Annotated in this window: 17 protein-coding genes; 5 read left to right on the forward strand and 12 right to left on the reverse strand. The window is 72.6% G+C overall.

Annotation, left to right across the window (positions count from 1 at the left end; all coding sequences use genetic code 11):
* Positions 1 to 6 precede the first annotated feature (6 nt).
* From tpiA to pgi, 5 genes are all read left to right on the forward strand, one after another.
* Positions 7 to 783, forward strand: a complete 777-nt coding sequence (gene tpiA / locus SGFS_RS42580) for a triose-phosphate isomerase (protein WP_286257717.1) — start codon at positions 7 to 9, stop codon at positions 781 to 783.
* A 133-nt stretch (positions 784 to 916) separates the two neighbouring features.
* Positions 917 to 1,147: a preprotein translocase subunit SecG gene (gene secG, locus SGFS_RS42585; RefSeq protein ID WP_029181151.1), complete on the forward strand. Its 231-nt coding sequence runs from the start codon at positions 917 to 919 to the stop codon at positions 1,145 to 1,147.
* 204 nt (positions 1,148 to 1,351) lie between these two features.
* Entirely contained in the window at positions 1,352 to 1,687 is a 336-nt protein-coding gene (locus SGFS_RS42590; RefSeq protein ID WP_003957010.1) for an RNA polymerase-binding protein RbpA, read from the forward strand.
* 194 nt (positions 1,688 to 1,881) lie between these two features.
* Positions 1,882 to 3,108, forward strand: a complete 1,227-nt coding sequence (locus tag SGFS_RS42595; RefSeq protein ID WP_286260336.1) for an MFS transporter — start codon at positions 1,882 to 1,884, stop codon at positions 3,106 to 3,108.
* A 69-nt stretch (positions 3,109 to 3,177) separates the two neighbouring features.
* Positions 3,178 to 4,830: a glucose-6-phosphate isomerase gene (gene pgi, locus SGFS_RS42600; RefSeq protein ID WP_286257718.1), complete on the forward strand. Its 1,653-nt coding sequence runs from the start codon at positions 3,178 to 3,180 to the stop codon at positions 4,828 to 4,830.
* Positions 4,831 to 4,908: 78 nt separating this feature from the next.
* Here pgi and fabG read toward each other — a convergent pair whose 3' ends face one another.
* The 12 genes from fabG to SGFS_RS42660 form a co-directional block, all read right to left on the reverse strand.
* Complete coding sequence (gene fabG / locus SGFS_RS42605) at positions 4,909 to 5,625, reverse strand: 3-oxoacyl-ACP reductase FabG (protein WP_286257719.1); 717 nt, start codon at positions 5,623 to 5,625, stop codon at positions 4,909 to 4,911.
* Positions 5,626 to 5,719: 94 nt separating this feature from the next.
* Entirely contained in the window at positions 5,720 to 7,345 is a 1,626-nt protein-coding gene (locus tag SGFS_RS42610; protein WP_286257721.1) for an MFS transporter, read from the reverse strand.
* On the reverse strand, positions 7,342 to 8,793 hold the full coding sequence (locus tag SGFS_RS42615; RefSeq protein WP_286257722.1) for a nitrosuccinate lyase: 1,452 nt from the start codon (positions 8,791 to 8,793) through the stop codon (positions 7,342 to 7,344). Before SGFS_RS42615 ends, SGFS_RS42610 begins: the two co-directional genes overlap by 4 nt.
* A complete protein-coding gene (locus tag SGFS_RS42620; protein WP_286257723.1) occupies positions 8,790 to 10,901 on the reverse strand; it encodes an FAD/NAD(P)-binding protein in 2,112 nt (703 codons plus the stop codon). Before SGFS_RS42620 ends, SGFS_RS42615 begins: the two co-directional genes overlap by 4 nt.
* A gap of 449 nt (positions 10,902 to 11,350) precedes the next feature.
* On the reverse strand, positions 11,351 to 12,274 hold the full coding sequence (locus tag SGFS_RS42625) for an NAD-dependent epimerase/dehydratase family protein (RefSeq protein ID WP_286257724.1): 924 nt from the start codon (positions 12,272 to 12,274) through the stop codon (positions 11,351 to 11,353).
* 3 nt (positions 12,275 to 12,277) lie between these two features.
* Complete coding sequence (locus SGFS_RS42630) at positions 12,278 to 12,829, reverse strand: hypothetical protein (RefSeq protein WP_286257725.1); 552 nt, start codon at positions 12,827 to 12,829, stop codon at positions 12,278 to 12,280.
* Positions 12,826 to 14,541 (reverse strand): class I adenylate-forming enzyme family protein, encoded by a 1,716-nt coding sequence (locus SGFS_RS42635; RefSeq protein ID WP_286257727.1) that lies wholly within the window; start codon positions 14,539 to 14,541, stop codon positions 12,826 to 12,828. The genes SGFS_RS42630 and SGFS_RS42635 overlap by 4 nt, the downstream gene beginning before the upstream one ends.
* A complete protein-coding gene (locus tag SGFS_RS42640; RefSeq protein WP_286257729.1) occupies positions 14,528 to 15,334 on the reverse strand; it encodes a beta-ketoacyl-[acyl-carrier-protein] synthase family protein in 807 nt (268 codons plus the stop codon). The genes SGFS_RS42635 and SGFS_RS42640 overlap by 14 nt, the downstream gene beginning before the upstream one ends.
* Entirely contained in the window at positions 15,331 to 16,719 is a 1,389-nt protein-coding gene (locus tag SGFS_RS42645) for a beta-ketoacyl-[acyl-carrier-protein] synthase family protein (RefSeq protein ID WP_286260338.1), read from the reverse strand. Before SGFS_RS42645 ends, SGFS_RS42640 begins: the two co-directional genes overlap by 4 nt.
* Positions 16,709 to 17,005, reverse strand: coding sequence for an acyl carrier protein (locus tag SGFS_RS42650; protein ID WP_286257730.1), 297 nt, complete (start codon positions 17,003 to 17,005; stop codon positions 16,709 to 16,711). The genes SGFS_RS42645 and SGFS_RS42650 overlap by 11 nt, the downstream gene beginning before the upstream one ends.
* Positions 17,002 to 17,286: an acyl carrier protein gene (locus SGFS_RS42655; RefSeq protein WP_286257731.1), complete on the reverse strand. Its 285-nt coding sequence runs from the start codon at positions 17,284 to 17,286 to the stop codon at positions 17,002 to 17,004. Before SGFS_RS42655 ends, SGFS_RS42650 begins: the two co-directional genes overlap by 4 nt.
* A 94-nt stretch (positions 17,287 to 17,380) precedes the next feature.
* Positions 17,381 to 18,811: a class I adenylate-forming enzyme family protein gene (locus SGFS_RS42660; protein ID WP_286257732.1), complete on the reverse strand. Its 1,431-nt coding sequence runs from the start codon at positions 18,809 to 18,811 to the stop codon at positions 17,381 to 17,383.

An 18,811-nucleotide genomic window follows, 5' to 3' on the forward strand; every position in this document is an offset into this window, starting at 1 on the left:
CCCCGTATGACCACTCGCACGCCGCTGATGGCGGGCAACTGGAAGATGAACCTCAACCACCTCGAGGCCATCGCCCACGTCCAGAAGCTCGCCTTCGCCCTGGCCGACAAGGACTACGAGGCCTGTGAGGTCGCGGTCCTGCCGCCCTTCACCGACCTGCGCTCGGTCCAGACCCTGGTCGACGGCGACAAGCTCAAGATCAAGTACGGCGCCCAGGACATCTCGGCGCACGACGGCGGTGCCTACACCGGCGAGATCTCGGGCCCGATGCTGTCCAAGCTGAAGTGCGCGTTCGTGGCCATCGGCCACTCCGAGCGCCGCCAGTACCACGACGAGACCGACGAGATCGTCAACGCCAAGGTCAAGGCCGCCTACAAGCACGGCCTCACCCCGATCCTGTGCGTCGGCGAGGAGCTGGAGGTCCGCGAGGCGGGCAACCACGTCTCCCACACGCTCGCCCAGGTCGAGGGCGGCCTCAAGGACGTCCCCGCCGAGCACGCCGAGACCGTCGTCATCGCCTACGAGCCCGTGTGGGCCATCGGCACCGGCAAGGTCTGCGGCGCCGAGGACGCCCAGGAGGTCTGCGCGGCCATCCGCGGCAAGCTCGCCGAGCTGTACTCCCAGGAGACGGCCGACCAGATCCGCATCCAGTACGGCGGCTCGGTGAAGGCCGGCAACGTCGCCGAGATCATGGCGCAGGCCGACATCGACGGCGCCCTCGTCGGCGGCGCGTCGCTGGACGCCGACGAGTTCGTCAAGATCGTGCGCTTTCGGGACCAGTGAGTAGGCCTTGACGGCGTAACGTCGTACTCTTGCGGGGGGTCGGTGGCCCAGTAGGCGAGTGTCGAGCTCGCCGACCGGTCCCGGCCCTCCGTGTCGTCCATCCAGATCCGAGGAAGTTGGTCCAGCCGTGGTTATGGGGTTCTCGATCGCCCTGATCGTCTTCAGCCTGCTGATGATGCTGCTGGTGCTGATGCACAAGGGCAAGGGCGGCGGCCTCTCCGACATGTTCGGTGGCGGCATGCAGTCGTCCGTCGGTGGCTCCTCGGTCGCCGAGCGCAACCTCGACCGGATCACCGTGGTGGTCGGTCTGCTGTGGTTCGCGTGCATTGTCGTACTCGGCATCCTGATGAAGGTCAACAACTGATCCGCGTCACGGACGCACCAATCCGCACGTAAAGCCCCATGCTGGGTACGCGACTTCGAGCGCGGCCTATCATGGGGCTTGCGTCTGGGGTGGGATGTAACTCCATTCACTGGACGCGCGTTGGGCCTTACGTAGACTGAGGCGCTCGCAGCGAAGCGAAACGCCGACTCGCTTCGCCGCACCATCACGCAGGGAGTTACGACCGTGGCAAGTGGCAACGCGATCCGAGGAAGCCGGGTCGGGGCGGGGCCGATGGGCGAGGCCGAGCGCGGCGAGTCCGCCCCCCGGCTGCGCATCTCCTTCTGGTGCTCCAACGGGCACGAGACCCAGCCCAGCTTCGCCAGCGACGCGCAGGTCCCCGACACCTGGGACTGCCCGCGCTGCGGATTCCCGGCCGGACAGGACCGGGACAACCCACCGGACCCTCCGCGCACCGAGCCCTACAAGACGCATCTCGCGTATGTCCGTGAGCGGCGCAGTGACGCGGACGGCGAGGCGATTCTCGCCGAGGCGCTCGCCAAACTGCGGGGCGAGATCTAGGAGTTGAGACCGGCCGGGCACCGAGGGGTGTCTGGCCGGACTTGTTCGGGGCGGGTGACCGGCACGCGGTTCGAGCCGTGCCGCTCGCTGCCGCTGATCAAGCCATGCCGCTTGCGTTTTCCCTGGTCAGAGTGATTGTCAGTGGTGCCCTCTACGGTTTGTGCTTCGACGAATCGTGTGGGGGACGCGTGATCATGACCGGGGGCTTCGGGCGACTGTGGAGCGCCGCTGTGCTCTCCAGCTTCGGAGACGCACTGCGTACGGCCGCCCTGCCGCTGCTCGCGGTCACGCTGACCGACGCACCGCTGCTCGTCGCGTCGGTCACCGCCTGCGGGTATCTGCCCTGGCTGGTCTTCGGTCTGTTCGGCGGCGCGGTCGCCGACCGGGTGGACCAGCGGCGCGCCATGTGGATCGTGGACGTGGTGCGCGGACTGCTGGTGGCGGGCTTCGCGGTGGCCGTGGCGCTCGGTCATGCCTCGATCGCCCTGCTGATCGCCCTGGCCTTCGCGCTGACCACCCTCCAGACGCTGTTCGACAACGCGGCCACGGCCCTGCTGCCCGTTCTGGTGGAACACGACGCCCTGGGCAGAGCGAACGCCCGGCTGATGACGGGGCAGCAGATCGCGGGCGGCCTGATCGCCGGGCCGGTCGTCCCGCTGCTGCTGGCCGCCGGGACGGCGGTCCCCTTCGCGGCCGACGCCCTGACCTTCCTGCTTGCCGCCGCCCTCGTGGCCTCGCTGCGCACAACCCCGCCCGCGCGTGAGCCCAGCCCCGCCGGCAGCACCCTGCGCGCGGAGATCGCCGCCGGGCTGCGCACCCTGTGGCGTGACAGGGCCCTGCGCGGACTGTGCGCCGCCACCGCGCTGTGCAACATCGGCATGGGCGCCCTCATCGCCACGATGGCGCTGCTGGTCACCGGCTGGCTGGACGCGGGCAACGCGGGATACGCGGCGGCGATGACCGGGTACACGGTCGGCAGCCTGACCGGGGGAGCGCTGAACGGGCGCCTCGTGGCCGGGGTGGGCCGCGTGCGGTCCGTGCTTCTGGCCGGGGTGGTGCAGATCGCGGCGCTGGCCGTGATGGGCTCGGTGCGCAGCGTCGTGGCACTCGTGGCGGCCCTGGCGGTTTTCGGAGCCATGGGCATGGTGTGGAACGTCAACTCCACGACCCTGATGCAGCAGCGCGCCCCCGCCGACATGCTCGGCCGCGTCAGCTCCGCCTACCGCACCCTGGCCGTGGCCGGGGCCCCGCTCGGCGCCCTCCTCGGCGGCGTGGTCGCCATGGCCTGGGGGCTCAACACGCCGGCCCTGCTCGCCGCCGCCTTCCTCGTCCTGTCCGTCGCCGCGCTGATACCGACGCTCAAGGTGGACGTATCTGTTGTCGAGCCGGACGACGACACGACGGTTCGTGTTCCGTCGTGATCAATTAGGTTGGGACCGGCAGCGGGGTCAAGCGGCAGGACCAGGTAGGAAAGAAGGCTGAAGTCCGAGATGAACGCAGAAAGCCGTACCAGGCTCAACCAGACGCCCGAGTGGACCGCGTTGGCCGAGCATCGGGAGCAGCTGGGTGAGGTGCAGCTGCGGGAGCTGTTCGCGGCCGACCCCGGGCGCGGCGCCGGGTACACGCTGGAGGTCGGCGATCTGCACGTCGACTACTCCAAGCACCTGATCACCGACGAGACGCTGCGGCTGCTGCGCGAGCTGGCCGCCGCGACCGGTGTGTTCGGGCTGCGGGACGCCATGTTCCGCGGCGAGAAGATCAACACCACCGAGGACCGGGCCGTGCTGCACACCGCGCTGCGCGCCCCGCGTGACGTGGTGATCGAGGTCGACGGCGAGAACGTGGTGCCGGGTGTGCACGCGGTCCTCGACAAGATGACCGGCTTCGCCGAGCGCGTCCGCTCCGGCGAGTGGACCGGTCACACCGGTCGCCGTATCAAGAACATCGTCAACGTCGGCATCGGCGGCTCCGACCTGGGCCCGGCGATGGCGTACGAGGTGCTGCGCTCCTTCACCGACCGCGACCTGGTGCTCCGCTTCGTGTCGAACGTGGACGGGGCCGACCTCCACGAGGCGGTACGGGACCTGGACGCGGCGGAGACGCTGTTCATCATCGCCTCGAAGACGTTCACGACCATCGAGACGATCACCAACGCGACCTCCGCGCGCGACTGGCTGCTCACGGAGTTGAAGGCCGGCCCCGAGGCGGTCGCCAGGCACTTCGTGGCGCTGTCGACGAACGCGGAGAAGGTGTCGGACTTCGGCATCGACACGGTCAACATGTTCGAGTTCTGGGACTGGGTCGGCGGGCGGTACTCGTACGACTCGGCGATCGGTCTGTCCCTGATGATCGCGATCGGCCCGGACCGCTTCCGGGAGATGCTCGACGGATTCCACCTGGTCGACGAGCACTTCCGCACCGCTCCCGCCGAGTCCAACGTCCCTCTGCTGCTGGGCCTGCTGGGCATCTGGTACGGCAACTTCCATGACGCGCAGTCGCACGCGGTGCTGCCGTACAGCCACTACCTGTCCAAGTTCACGGCCTACTTGCAGCAGCTGGACATGGAGTCGAACGGCAAGTACGTGGGCCGGGACGGCGTTCCGGTGGACTGGCAGACGGGGCCGGTGGTGTGGGGCACGCCGGGGACGAACGGCCAGCACGCCTACTACCAGCTCATCCACCAGGGTACGAAGCTGATTCCGGCGGACTTCATCGGCTTCGCCGAGCCGGTCGCCGATCTGCTGCCCGGGCTGGTCGCCCAGCACGATCTGCTGATGGCCAACTTCTTCGCGCAGACGCAGGCACTGGCGTTCGGCAAGACGCCGGACGAGGTGCGGGCGGAGGGGGCACCGGAGGAACTGGTGCCGCACAAGACGTTCAAGGGGAACCACCCGACGACGACGATCCTCGCGAAGGAGCTGACCCCGTCGGTGCTGGGGCAGCTGATCGCGCTCTACGAGCACAAGGTGTTCGTGCAGGGCGCCGTCTGGAACATCGACTCGTTCGACCAGTGGGGTGTGGAGCTGGGCAAGGTTCTCGCGAAGAAGGTCGAGCCCGCGCTGACGGAGGGTGCCGACGTGCCGGGGCTCGACGCGTCGACGAAGGCGCTGGTCGCCAAGTACCGGGAGCTGCGCGGGCGGTAGCCGCGTGGTGAGGGCGGGGAAGCGGGCGGCCGCGCGACGCCCGCTTCCCCGCCCGGTCCCGGTGCCGGTGAGAGGGCGTCAGTGGCCCAGTCCGGCGCCCCCGTCGACCGGGATCACCGCGCCGCGCACATAGCCGGCGCCGGCGAGGAAGGCGACCGCGTCGGCGACCTCGTCGGGGTGGCCCAGGCGGCCGGCCGGGGTGGTGGCGAGGAGTTTGCGGCGCTGGTCCTCGGTGAGGGACTGGCTCATGTCGGTTCTGGTGAGGCCGGGGGCGACGACGTTGCAGGTGATGTCGCGGGGGCCCAGTTCCTGGGTGAGGGAGCGGGCGAAGCCGATCAGGCCGGCCTTGGCCGCCGCGTAGTTGGTCTGGCCCGGGGCGCCGTGCAGGGCGGCCGTGGAGGAGAGCAGCACGATACGGCCGTGGCCCGCGGTGAGCATCCCGCGCACCGCGCGCCGGGCCACGCGGAAGGCGCCCGTGAGGTTGGTGTCGATGACGGAGGTGAAGTCCTCCTCGGTCATCCGCACCAGCAGCCGGTCCTGGGTGGCGCCTGCGTTGGCGACCAGGACGGTGACCGGGCCGTGCGCCTCCTCGGCCTCCTTGAAGGCCTGGTCCACCTGTTGGCCGTCCCGCACATCGCACCGTACGGCGAGGAAGCCTTCGGAGGCCGGGGGTTCGGTGCCGCGGTAGGTCACCGCGACCCGGTCGCCCGCCGCCGCGAAACGGCGGGCTATGGCCAGTCCGATGCCTCTGTTTCCTCCGGTGACGAGGACCGAACGGGCCGTCGCGTGCGTCATCGTGCGTCGCCTCTCCTGAGTCTCTGCGATCTCTGCGAACTCTGCGATCTCTGTGGTCTCTGCTGTCTCTGTGTTCTCTGTTGTCCTTGGGTTCCTACGCGGTTTCCACCTGCTCGTCCCGGGCCTCCCGCGCCGGGGTGTTCCGCGGTCGTGCCTCCCGTGCGCGCAGGCCGACGACGCACACGGCGAAGCCGACGACGGCCAGGACGGCGGTCCAGAACGTGGCCGTGTACATGGCGTCGAGAAAGGCGCGGTCGGCCGCCGAGGCCAGCGCGGGCAGGTCGAGTGAGTCGGCGAGCGAGCGGGCCGCCTCGGCGGAGGTGCGGGCCTGTTCCTCGGCCTGCGGTGTCAACGACTGTGCAGTGCCTGGGAGTTCGGCGTCGGCCATGCGGTCCCGGTAGACGCCGGAGAGGATCGAGCCGACCATGGCCACACCGAGGGTGCCGCCGACCTGGCGGGTGACGCTGTTGACGGCCGAGCCGGCGCCCGCGAGCTGTGGTGGCACCCCGCGCATCATCACGGCCGTGACGGGTGTGCCGACCAGGCCCATGCCGAAGCCCTGGATCCACAGCAGTGCGGCGATGATCCACAGGGGGGTGTCGCCGTCCAGCCACAGATAGGCGAAGTAGGTGGCCGCGGTGGCCAGGACTCCGCTTGCGACCGTCCAGCGGGCCGACAGCAGCCGGCTCGCCGCCGGGGACGCCTGGCTGCCCAGGACGATGCCGATCGCGGCGGCGATCATCACGGTTCCGGCGTCGGCGGGGGAGAGGCCGCGGGGGCCCTGGAGATAGAACGCCGCGTAGAACAGGTGACCGGCCAGGGCCATGAACGCGATCAGCAGGACCACGCTGCCGGCCGAGAACCCCGGCTGCCGGAACAGCCGTAGATCCAGGCTGGGCGTCGGCGACCTGCGCTGGCCGGCGACGAAGACGGCGAGGAGCGCGCCGCCCAGCAGCAGCGGGAGCAGGACGTGCGGGCCGTACCAGGTGCGGCCGTTGCCGAGTTCGATGATGCCGTAGACCAGGCCGCCGAGGCCGAGGACCGACCAGGCGAGGCCCGGCAGGTCGAGGACCCGGCGGCGGGAACCGCCCAGGCCGGGGACGACGGCCAGCACTCCGGCCAGGCACAGGGCCACGATCGGCACGTTGACCAGGAACACCGAGCCCCACCAGAAGTGGCTGAGCAGCGCCCCGCCCACGACCGGGCCGACGGCCACGCCGAGACCGCTGGACGAGCTCCAGATCGCGATGGCCCGGGTGCGTTTCTCCTCCGGGGTGCTCTGCACGATGACGGTCAGCGTCGCGGGCATCAGCAGGGCGCTGCCCGCGCCCATGAAGGCGCGCGCCACGATCAGCCAGGCCGGGTCGGGGGCGAACGCGCCCGCGCCGGAGGCCGCGCCGAACAGGGCCAGACCGGCGATCAGGGTGTTCCGGGGGCCGAACCGGTCGGCGAGCGCGCCGCCCGCGAAGAGGGCCCCGGCGACGACCAGGGTGTAGGCGCTGGCCACCCACTCCAGTTCGGCGGGGGTGGCGCCCAGGCCGCGTTCCGGGTCGGCGAGGGTGGTGACGGCGACGTTGAGGACCGAGGTGTCCAGCCAGATCAGCATCTGGGCGCAGACCACGACCAGGAGGACGGGCCACGACCGGGACGCCGGTGCGCTTTCCCTGCCGCCCCGGTCCTCCCTGCCGTCCCTGCCGTCCGTCCGGCTCGCCGTGCTCATCGGGTGCCTCCGTCGTTCGCGTGGCCACCGGCGTCCGGGCTCGTGGCCTTGTACTCGTATGCGTGCAGCGCCCGGTCGATCAGTGCGTCCGCCGCGCCCGTGTAGTGGGCCGGGTCGAGCAGGTCCGACAGCTGGGCGGGGGTGAAGCGGGCGGACAGGTCGGGGTGGGCGGACAGCACCTCGCGCAGGGGGCGTCCGGTGTCGGCGGCCTCGGCGGAGGCGGCGGTCAGCAGCTTCTTCGCGCGGGCCTTGCCGAGCGCCGGGGCGAGCGCCACCGTGAGCCGCTCGGTGACGATCGCGCCGCCGGTCAGTTCGAGGTTGGCGCGCATCCGCTCGGGGTGGACGAGCAGGCCCTCCGCCAGCTCCACGGCCGTGTGCGCGGCCCCGCCCGCCAGCCGCAGAGCCTCCCGCAGGGGCTGCCACTCCGCGTGCCACGCCCCGGCCGGCCGCTCGTCCTCGGCGAGCAGACACTGGGCCAGGACGAGGGCGTGCGCGGGAACCTGACGGGCGGCCGACACGATCAGGGTGGCGAGCGCCGGGTTCCGCTTCTGCGGCATGGCCGAGGAGGCGCCGCGCCCGGCGGCGGCCGGCTCGGAGACCTCGCCGATCTCGGTGCGGGACAGCGTCTCCACATCGAGTGCGAACTTGCCGAGGGCGCCGGTGACCAGCTGAAGCACCGAGCCCAGTTCGGCGATCGGGGTCCGTACGGTGTGCCAGGGCAGTGCCGGTTCGGCCAGGCCGAGTGCCGAAGCGAAGGGGGCGAGCAGTTCGACACCGCCGTCGGCCCGAACGCCGCCGTCCAGGACGGCGTACTCGCAGTACGCGGCCAACGTGCCTGCCGCGCCGCCCAGTTGGGCCGGGAGCGCGGACGCAACCGCGCGTACGCGGGTCAGGGCGTCGGTGACCAGCCGCAGCCAGCCCGCGGCCTTGAGGCCGAAGGTGGTGGGCACCGCGTGCTGGGCCAGGGTGCGGCCCGCCAGGACGGTACGGCGGTGGGTGTCGGCCAGCGCGGCCAGGGCGGCAGCGACGCGTTCGAGGTCGGTGGCGATCAGGTCCAGCACCCGGCGGGCCACCAGCATGGCCGCCGAGTCGAGGATGTCCTGGCTGGTCGAGCCCCGGTGCACATACTCGGCGGCGGCCGGGTCCTTGGCCGCGACCACCTCCGTGAAGGCGGGCACGAGGGCGACCACCGGGTTCGCCGCGGCCCGGGCCGCGTGGGCCAGGGCGACCAGGTCCAGCCGTTCCGCGTCGGCGGCCGAGGCGATCGCCTCCACCGCCGCGGCCGGCGTCAGCCCCACCGCGTGCTGGGCCCGGGCGAGGGCCACCTCGGCGTCCAGCATGGCCTGCAGCCAGGCCTCGTCGGTCATCTGGGCCGCCGCCGGCGTACCCGCCCAGGTGGGGGCGAGCAGGCCCGCGTCGGTGCCCACGGACATCGCGTTCACGCTCATGCACTCCCTGCGGCTGATGTCTGACGTGCTGTTGCTGTGGCTCCCGCCTGGACGGTCGGTGCTGTGTTCGGGGTCGCGGTGACGGCTGGTCGGGGGCCTGCGGCGAGGGCCGCCTCCGGCTTTGTGGCCGCGTCTGTCTCGGGGGCTGCGCCTGCCGCCGGGGCCACGGTCGCGTCGGGCCTCGGCTGTGCGGTGGTGTCTGCCGCCGGGGCCACGGTGGCGTCCGTTTCGGGGCCTGCGGCCGCATCGCTTTCCTCGGCCACGCCGAGGGCCGCCCGGGCTATCGCGTCCGAGTCCTCGAGCGTGACCGAGCCGACGCCCGGTCTGATGCCTACCGCTGTCACCCAGCGCACGCCCTCCGTCGGGACGCCGAAGGCGAATCGGTGTGGGTGTGCGCGGCCTGTCGCGTCCAGCAGCCGGGGTGGGCTGTCGGTCACCGCGAGGCCGCCCGTCTCATGACCGCCCAGGCGGTAGGGGCCGCACCGGTCGGCGGTGAACAGCCCGCGCAGCAGCGGATCGGTGCTGCGCCGCAGGTCGACGGCGGGCAGCCGCGCCTCGATCAGGGTGCCGACCAGCACCGGAGGCTCGGCCGACGGCTCGGCGTCCACCAGGAAACCGCCCTCGCGCTCCGCAGGCCGTACCCGCATGCCCGGGCCGACGATGTGCAGCACCTCGGCCTCGATCAGTGCGATCAGCTGCTCGATCCGGAAGGCGGGCGGGCCGATCGAGGTGTACGCGTTCAGCGGGGTGTACCAGCCGTCCAGGTCGGCGCGGTACGACTCGCCGGAGACACCGCCGTGGTCGACGACCAGCCGTATCTCGTTGCGCAGATCCCGCAGGGCGTCCAGCGCGGCCTTCAGCGGCCCGTTCATATTGCCGAGCCGGGCCTCGACGACGTCCTGCCGCAGATACGTCAGGAGCCAGCGCCGGAAGTCTTCCCGGTCGGTGAAGACCCGGTCGCCGTACGGTCGTTCGATCCGCTGCCAGTCCCAGCGGTCGGCGGGTGGCACGGCGTAGCGGTCGAGGAGGGCCGGCTCCGGGGCGGACGGCTCTCCGGCGGCGCACGAGCGTATGAAATCCTCGGCGGCCGCAGGGCCTTGTGCGGCCCGGATCCATGCCTCGTAGTAGACGGTCCGGACCTCCCGGTCGATCAGGGGCCAGAGGTCGGCGCGGAAGTCGACGGGGCGTCCGGCGTCCACCCGGCGCCGAAAACCCGCTATGACCTCGGGAGTGAGGAAGCGCGGGTCGTGGCGGCCGAGCGCGCCCTTCTCGTTCTCCCCGCGGGCGTGGTACGGCACCCCGCGCCGTGAACCGGCGTACAGCACCGGCTCGTTGCCGCTCGGCAGGTACACCAGGCCCGACTGGCCCTCCTTGAACGTGCCGCCGCGGCCCTCGGTGAGCAGGGCCACGTAGTCGAAGAAGTTCAGGCCCAGGCCGCGCAGCGCGACCGGTGTGCCCGGCGCGATCGTGCTCAGGTCGGTGTCGGCCGGGTTGGCGGGCTCCACGTAGGCCAGGCCGTCGTGCCGGTCGGCGAAGGCGCGCAGCTCCCGCTCCTGTGGGGTCGGGGTCACGTCTCCGTGGCCGAGGGCCAGCACCACGGCGTCCATGCCGGACAGCCGGCGGCCGTCCCGCAGCGTCACCGTCTGGCGGCCGTCCGGGGTGTCGTCCAGCGCCACCGCGGTCGCCCGGTGCACGCGGACCGTGACGTCGTGGTCGGGCGCGGTGTCTAAGAGGTGGCGGAAGACCCACTCCAGGTAGTGGCCGTGGAACGAACGGGTCGGGTACGTGTCGGGGCCGAGCCGTCGCGCCTCCTCCCGGACCCGGGCCGGGTAGGCGTCGGCGGCCCCGCCGAGTGTGCGGGACCATTCGTACAGGCTGGGGCCGGGCACGGACGGCCCCGCGCAGTCGACGCTGTCGTCGGTGAACAGCGTCACCTGGGAGGCGACCGTGTTCATCAGCAACTCGACCGGCTGGTCGGTGCGCCACACCGCGCCCGCGCCGGGCGGGTACGGGTCGACGAGATGGACCACGACCGGCCGCGCGATCCCGTCGGCGTTCGCACAGATCCGTTCCAGGACGGAGAGGCCGCGCGGACCGGCGCCGATCACGCAGACGACGAGGGGGGCGTCGGGGCTTGTCCCGCGTGAGGCTGGGGGGCCGTCGGGTCTCGTCTCCCGCACGGCGTGGTCGCCGTCGGAACCGGCCGCCTTCGGGGGCGGAGTCCCCTCGGGCCGTGCCGGGCCGGTGGGCGCACTGCCTTCGGGCCCTGCCGTGTGCGTGGGCCGGCCGTCCACGGGCCTCGCCGCACTCGCGGTCGGGCCGCCCAGGGGCCCGGTCGCACTCGGCGCCGGGCCGTCCACGGGCTCAGCCGCACTCTCCGCCGGGCCCCTCACAGGCCCGGCCGCGCCGGCCGCCGGGCCGCCCTCAAACCCTCCCGTGCTCGCGGTCGACCCACCCTCGGACCTGGCCGCGCTCGTCTCGAACGTGGCCGCGCCCGTCGCCGGGCCACCACGCCCCACCCCCGCCGCACTCCTCGCGACCCCGTCGCCGGACCCTGTCACTCCTGGCCCAGCCCGTCTCGCCAGCTCGGTCGCGTCGGCTTCCAGGGCAGCGCCGTACGGGCCCGGTCGTTGGCCGCGCCGTGGGCCGCCGTGAGCTGGTGGGCCATGAACCAGCCGAGCAGTCGGGGGGCCAGGGCCGCCGGGATCGTACGGGGGGAGGGGGCGGCCAGGACGCGGGCGAGGTGGGGCAGCCACTGGGCGGCCGGGGCCGGGTCGTCGTCCGTCACATGGAAGATCCCGGTCGCCTCCGACTCGACGGCCGTCACCGCCGCGCCCACCGCGTCCTCGACGTGCAGGAACGACATGATCCCGGAGCCGCCGCCGGGCAGCGGCAGCCGTCCGGCGAGGACCGACTGGGCCGTACCGCCGCCGGTACGGGCGTACGCCGTGCCGGGGCCGTACAGCGTGCCGTACCGCAGCACCACGCCCGCGAGGCCGCTGCCCGTGACCTGGCGTTCCAGCTCGGCGACGGCTCGTACCGTCGAGGACCAGCCGGCGTCGGGGGCGTCCACGTACAGGGGCGCGTCCTCGTCGAGGACCGGATCCCCGGCCGGGGCGGCGGCGAAGGCGATGGACTGGGCGACCAGGCGTCGGGCGCCGGCCGCGCGGGCCGCCTCCACCAGATGGGCGGTGCCCTCGGTGCGCAGCCGCGCGGTCAGCGCGAACGCGCCCGGCGGATCGTCGCGAAGCAGCCGCAGCGCCGACATCTGGTGGACGACCACCTCGGGCCGGGCCGCCGCCACCGCCGACAGCAGGGCCTCGCGGTCGAGGGCGTCGGCGACCACCACCTCGTCCGCCTCCGGGGCCCGGGCCCGCGACCCCGGACGTACCAGCGCGCTCACCTGATGGCCCCGCGCCCGCAGCGCACCCACCAGCGGATGGCCGACCACTCCCGTGGCACCGGCGACAAGAATGCGCATGCCTCAGCCCTCCCCGCCCGCGGCGACCGGCGTCGCGACCCGCATCAGCAGCCGGCACGCCTTGTCGCCGTCGCGCAGACAGCTCTCGGCCCTGTTCTCCGTGAGGGTCACGCCGAGGCCCTCGGACCAGCCCGCGTGGATGTCGGTGCACGGGCAGCGGTAGCCGTCCAGCGAACCGGCCATCCGGACCATGGTGATCGCGAAGTTCCGCTTGAGTGTGAGCACGATCAGGTCGTCGTCCTCGACCTCGGTGGCGGCGTTGCGCAGCTCCGGCGGGAACATCCGGTCGCCGCAGTCGTCGTAGCGGCGGCGCAGCTCCTCCAGGTCCTTGCGGGTGTCGCCGGTGTCGGGGAGCGGACCGGCGAGACGGCCGACGCGCTGGCCGACGTGCAGGGCGACCTTGCGCAGCGCCTCGGCGTTGATCTCGTTCGCGACCTCCTGCCCGAACCGCGCGGCCACCCCCTGGTACCAGTTGGCGTCGTGCTGCCACCACAGCCGGTACGCCTCACCGGCCCGGGCGCGGTGGTTGACCCCGTCGCCTGTGCTTGTGCTCATGCGTGCTGCTCCTTGGCGGCGAACCTGTCGCGCATCACTCGTTTGAGGACCTTGCCGGTGGCGCCCTTGGCCACGTCGTCCGGCTTCATCCGCAGGGCCCGGTCCACCGGCGGGAACCCGGCGGCCGTCAGCACCGCGTTGACGCGCCCGGTCCACTCCTCGTCGCCGACGGCACCGACGGCACCGACGGCACCGGCCGCACCGTCCGCACCGTCCGCGCCGTCCGCGCCGTCTTCGTCGGGTAGCTGGAGCAGCGCGTACGCCTCGGCCTCCCCGTCGCCGTCCCAGTCGGCCCGTACGCCGTCCGGGGCGACCCCGACGACCGTGCAGTCGGCCAGTTCGGGCAGTTCGGCCAGCAGGAGTTCCTCGGTGCGGGTGGAGAAGAGGATGCCGTGGCGGGTGCGGATGGCGTCCGGGGCCCGGTCCAGGTGGTAGAAGTTGCCTTCCTCGTCCTGGTGGGCGAGGTCGCCGGTGAGCCAGTAGCCGCCGAGCCTCATCCGGTTCCAGGTCAGCGAGTCGTTCCAGTAACCCGGCGTCAGCGTGGGCGACTTGAAGCCGAGGCGGCCGATCTCGCCGGGCGGCAGCGGGGTGCCGTCCTCCGCGAGCACGGCGGCCTCGGCGAAGCTGATCGGCTTGCCGATGCAGCGCGAGTACGCCGAGGTGTCCTTGGTGTGCCGGTTGTGGAAGACGGAGTAGCCGGCCTCCGAGGAGCCCAGCCCGTCCACGAAGACCGAGCCCTCGACCCGTGTACGGCTGAGGTCCCGGCGGATCTCGACATGGCTCCCGTGCTGGACGAGCGCCCGGATGTGCGCCTCGTGCGCCGCGTCCCCGGTGTTGAACCACACCTGCACGCTGGACAGATCACGGGCGCCCAGCTCCTCGGCCGCCATCTCGCCGAAGGTCCCGGCGAAGGCCAGCACGGTCGTCGGCCGGAACTCCTCGATGCCGTCCAGCACATCGGTGCCGCGTTGGCTGGACAGCAGCTTGATGTCGGTGCGCAGCAGCAGGCAGTACAGCAGCGTCGCCACCATCGCGTTGTGCGCGCCCGGCAGCCCGACCAGCGTGCGCTCCATATCGGTGCCGGTGGAGTAGCGCAGCCGGTGCAGCTGCGCGTACATCAGCGTCCGGTGGGTGTGCGGCACCCCCTTGGGCATGCCGGTGGTGCCGGAGGAGTGCGAGATGAGCACCGGGTCGGTGGGGTCGTGCCGGTACGGGTACGTCGGCGGGAGCAGCTCGCGGTGCTCCGGCCGGATGTCGGCGGCCGTCACGCAGAAGCCGAGCCCGGAGTCCGCGAGCACCTTGTGGTGGACAGCGTCCGTGAACGCGCCGACCGCGCCCTGCCGGCGCACGTACTCCCGGGCGGTCTCCGGGGAGAGGTTGCCGTTGACGAACGACGGGATCGCGCCGAGGGACGTCAGCGCCAGGAAGTTCACCGCGAACTCGGCGCTGGAGAAGGAGTGCACGGCCACGGGGTCGCGCGGGCGCACGCCCTGCTGCGCGTACCAACCCGCGTACGTCTCGACCACCTCGTACAGCTGCCCGAGCGTCAGCACCTCGGGGTGGCTGCCGTCCGGGGCCCGCCAGGTGCCGTCCGCGCGCAGTACGGGCTCGTCGAGCGGGCGGTCGTACGCCTTGAGGCGGGCCAGGACGTTGCCGGCGCCGAGTTCGGTGTCGGAGCAGATCCGCGCCCGCTCCTGCCTACTGATGAGCATGGGGTTCGGTCTCGTTTCTTTCGGGGAGCGCGTGCGTGGTGAGGACGAAGGCGGGGGGCACCGGGATGGGTTCGCCGCCCTCGTCCAGCAGCCGCCGGTGGGCGCTGACCAGGTCGAACAGGCCCTCGACACTGCCCGGGTGGCGGGCTTCGGCGATCAGGGACGATGCCTCGGCCCTGATCGTGACCGGGGTCTCGGCGCCCGGGCGGCCGAGCAGCACCGCCGCCCCCAGAGCCGCCGACTCGGGGAGGTCCGGGACCGGGCGGCCGCCGTCCGCGACGAGGTCCCGGTACGCGGCGGCCAGCCGTTCGCCGCCGCCCAGTTCCACGCCCACGACCAGGACGCGGTCCAGCTCCGGGTCCTCCAGGAGCAGATCCGCCATGGCCAGCAGTTCCGTCACCGGGTCGTCGAGCGTCGAGAGGCTGAACATCTGCCCGGTGATCCCGAACTCGCGACTGGTGTGCCCCAGCACGGAGTTGGCGGTGGCCTGCATGAACAGCAGGGGGTTGTGGACCCGCCCCGACACCACCCGTCGGCTCGCCAGGTCCGCGGTCGTGGTGTCGCCCATCAGACTGGCCAGCACCACGGCCGTACGGGAGCCGTCACCTGCCCGCTCGGTCAGACAGCGCCGGGCGACCTCGAAGGCGAGCGGGCTGAACGCCGACTCGACGAAGCCGGGCAGTCGGGGGAGCGCGATGTCGTCGGCGTGGCCGGTGCCATGGGTGGCGGCGGTGGCGGTGAGGATGCCGAGAGGGGAGCGGAGTACGGCCTTGTTCATGGTCTCGCTCGTCATGGCCGCTCCAGCACGAGCGCGGTGTTGGCGCCCCCGAAGGCGGCGTTGATGGTGAGGGCGCGGCGCAGATCGGCCTGGCGGGGCCGGTTCGGCACGTAGTCGAGGTCGCATTCGGGGTCGGGCAGGCCGAACCCGGCGGTCGGCGGGATCACGCCGTCCGTCAGGGCCAGCAGCGTGATCACGAACTCCACGACGCCCGCGGCCTCCAGGAGGTGGCCGGTGGTGCTCTTGGTGGAGCTGACCGGGATCGACTCGGCCCGCTCGGGGAACGCGGCCCGCAGGCCCCTGGTCTCGGCGCCGTCGTTGTACTTGGTGCCCGTGCCATGCGCGTTGACGTAACCGAGGGCCGCCCCTTCCGGGTCCCCGGCGAGCCGCAGCGCCTGGCGTGCCGAGCGGGCCAGACCCACGCCCTCCGGGTGCGGCTGGGCGATGTGGTGGGCGTCGGTGGCCGCGCCCCAGCCGACCACGCTCGCCAGCGGACGGGCGCCACGCCGCCGGGCGTGCTCGGCGGACTCCAGTACGACGGCCGCGACGCCGTCGCCCAGCAGCAGCCCGGAACGGTCGGCGCTGAACGGCCGCACCACGCCGTCCTTGGACAGCGCCCGGCCGGAGTCGAACTTGCCGAAGGTCTCCTCCTCCACCAGATAGCCCCCGGCGCACACCGCCACGTCGATCCGCCCGGAGGAGATCAGCCGGCAGGCGTGGATGATCGCGGCGGCCGAGGCGACGCACGCGTTGGTGAAGGTGAGGCGGGGGCCGGTCAGCCCGAGGCGGCCGGCCAGCAGTTCGGCGAGGTGGGCGGGGACGGCGTCGGCGAGCCGTTCCACCGGGACGTTCGCGGCCGTGGCGAGCCGCTCGGCGGCCTCGCCCGCGGTGTGCCGGGCCGCGTCACCGCCGGGATGCCCGGCGGACGCGGCGCCATGGCTCTCGCCGCCCGGGGGCGCGCCGGGCGGCCCGTCCGCCGGATGGCGATGACGGTCCGCCGCAGCGGTCCCGGAGCCATCCCGAGCCGCTCCGCCCGGCCCACTCCCACTGCCCGGGCCCTCCGACGGGGAAGCCGCGCCGCCCCGCCAGTACCGGGTGATGCTCGTGCTGTCCCCGGCGATGCCCAGCAGCACCGCCGCCTCCGTGCCCGAGGGCAGGCCCGCCATGTCCAGGGCCTCGGCCCCGCACCCGGCGAGCGCGTGGCGCAGGGCCCAGTCCTCGACCGCGCCGGGGCCGTCCGGGGCCGCGGCCGCCATCGGCGTACGGTACGGGCCGGTGTCGAACCTCGTCGTGGGAGCGAAGGCGGGGACGCCCGCGAAGACCCCGCGCCGCAGGGCCTCGGCACCCGTGCCGAACGCGGTGCGCACGCCGAAGCCGGTCACCGTGACCTCACCGGTCAACGCGCTCACCGCCCTCCGCCTGGTCCGCCGCCTGCGCGGCCCGCAGGAACTCGGTGAGGCTCCGGAGCGACGTCAGCCGGTCGATGTCCTCGTCGCCGGGTTCCACCACCAGCCCGTACCGCTCCTCCACCACATGCAGCAGCCACACCAACCCCAGGGAGTCCAGGACCAGTTCGGCGTCCTCGCCGAGGTCCTCGGGGACACCGGGGAAGATCTTGCGGTCCGACAGCAGGTCCCGGACGGTGTCGGTGGTGATGACGGACAGTGCGGAGGCCTCCGCGCTCATGCCTTCGCACCGCGTCGGACGACCTCGGCGACGAGCCCGCCGAGGGTCAGGGAGGCCAGCGGCTCGATGTCGGTGTCCGGGATCTCCACACCGAACCGCGACTCCAGCCGCAGGGTGAGCTCGATCAGGCTCAGCGAGTCCACCTCGAGCCCGCCGACGGTCACCGGGCTGTCGTCCGTGATGCCGTCGCGGCTCGTCAGGATGTTCATCTCGTCGATGACCGCGCTCAGGACGAAGTCGCGGATCTCGTCTTCCAAGGTCGACGTGCTCATGCTCAACATCTCCAGAAGAAAGGACGTGCGAAAGAAGGAAGAGAAGAAGGAAGAAGGGAGGACGTGCGAAAGAGGACGCGCGAAGGGGAGGTGCCCGGAGCCCCTACGCCCCGCCGCCGGCCGCCGCCTGAAGCGTCGCCGCCTGGCGTACGAGCTTGCCGTTGGAGGTACGCGGCAGCGCCTCCAGCAGCCGGATCAGGCGTGGCAGCTTGTAGTCGGCCAGCCGCTCCCGGCACCAGCGCAGCAGTTCCTCGGCGGACGGCGGCTCGGCCCCGGCCGACAGGGCGTCGGCGGAGAGCGCGACATACGCCTCGGTCACGCCCTCGTGGACGAGGACCGCCTGCTCGACCGCCGGGTGCTCACGAAGCACGTGCTCGACCTCGGTGAGGTCCACCTTGAGGCCGCCGATCACGACGAGGGAGTCGGCGCGACCGCCCACGGTCACCACCCCGTCGGCGGAGATCACGGCCCGGTCCCGGGTGTGCAGCCAGCCGTCCGTGTACTGGACGCCGCCCGAGTCGTGGAGGTACGGCGACCGGGCGAGCGCCACGTCCAGCTCGCCCTGGTGCGCCCGTACCACCACGCCCGGCGCGGCCGGGCCGACCGCGGGCCGCAGTGTGCCGCTCGCGTCCATGGCGACCACACCGGTCTCGGTGGTGCCGTAGGACTCGCCGACCCGTACGCCGTACCGCTCGGCGAACCGCGCGGCGACCTCCGGGGGCATCAGCTCGCCGCCCGACACGGCGACGCGCAGCTCGGACAGGCCGGGCGGGTCGATCGCGGAGGCGAGGAGTTCGTAGTGCATCGGCACCCCGAACAGGGCGGTGATCCGGTGCTCGACGGCGGTCCGCAGGATGTCGCGGGCGGAGACGCGGGGCGCGAAGACCACTGAGACCCCGGCCCACAGCGAGTGCAGCAGCCCGGCGACCAGGCCGAAGCTGTGCGCGGTCGAGCTGAGCAGCAGCAGCCGGTCGCCCTCGCCGGGCATCCCGGGGATCGCCGCGAACCGCTCGATCTCCTCGGTGAGCGACCGCGCGGTCCTGCCGATCACTTTCGGCCGCCCGGTGGACCCGGAGCTGAACTGGACGAGCCGGTGCTCGGTGGCGGCGGGCCGTCCGCTTCGGCGAGCTTCGGTGGTGACCTCGTACTCGGGCCGGAAACCGAACGCGGCCCGGACGTTCGTCCCCGCCCCGACCATGAACTGCGGCCGGCAGACGGCACTGAGCGCCTCCACCTCGGCCGGTTTGAGCCGGAAGTCGAAGAGCAGCACCTGCGCACCCAGCCGCCACAGCGCGAGCAGCACCTCGACCTGGGTGAAACTGGGCGGGGTCCTCAGCCCCACGGTGCTGCCGGGGCCGATGCCGTACCCGGCGAACACGGCGGCCTGTTTGGCCACCCGCTCCCGTAACTCCCCTCGGCGGACCGTCTCCTGCTGGTGTGTGAGATAGGGGAGGGCGTCGTCCCGCGCGTCGAACAGCCGCTGGACCAGGGAGCCCATCCCCTCCTCCCCCTCCTCGTCCACGAGCTCGCCCAT

Origin of the sequence: Streptomyces graminofaciens, from assembly GCF_030294945.1 — a bacterium.
Taxonomy (GTDB): domain Bacteria; phylum Actinomycetota; class Actinomycetes; order Streptomycetales; family Streptomycetaceae; genus Streptomyces; species Streptomyces graminofaciens.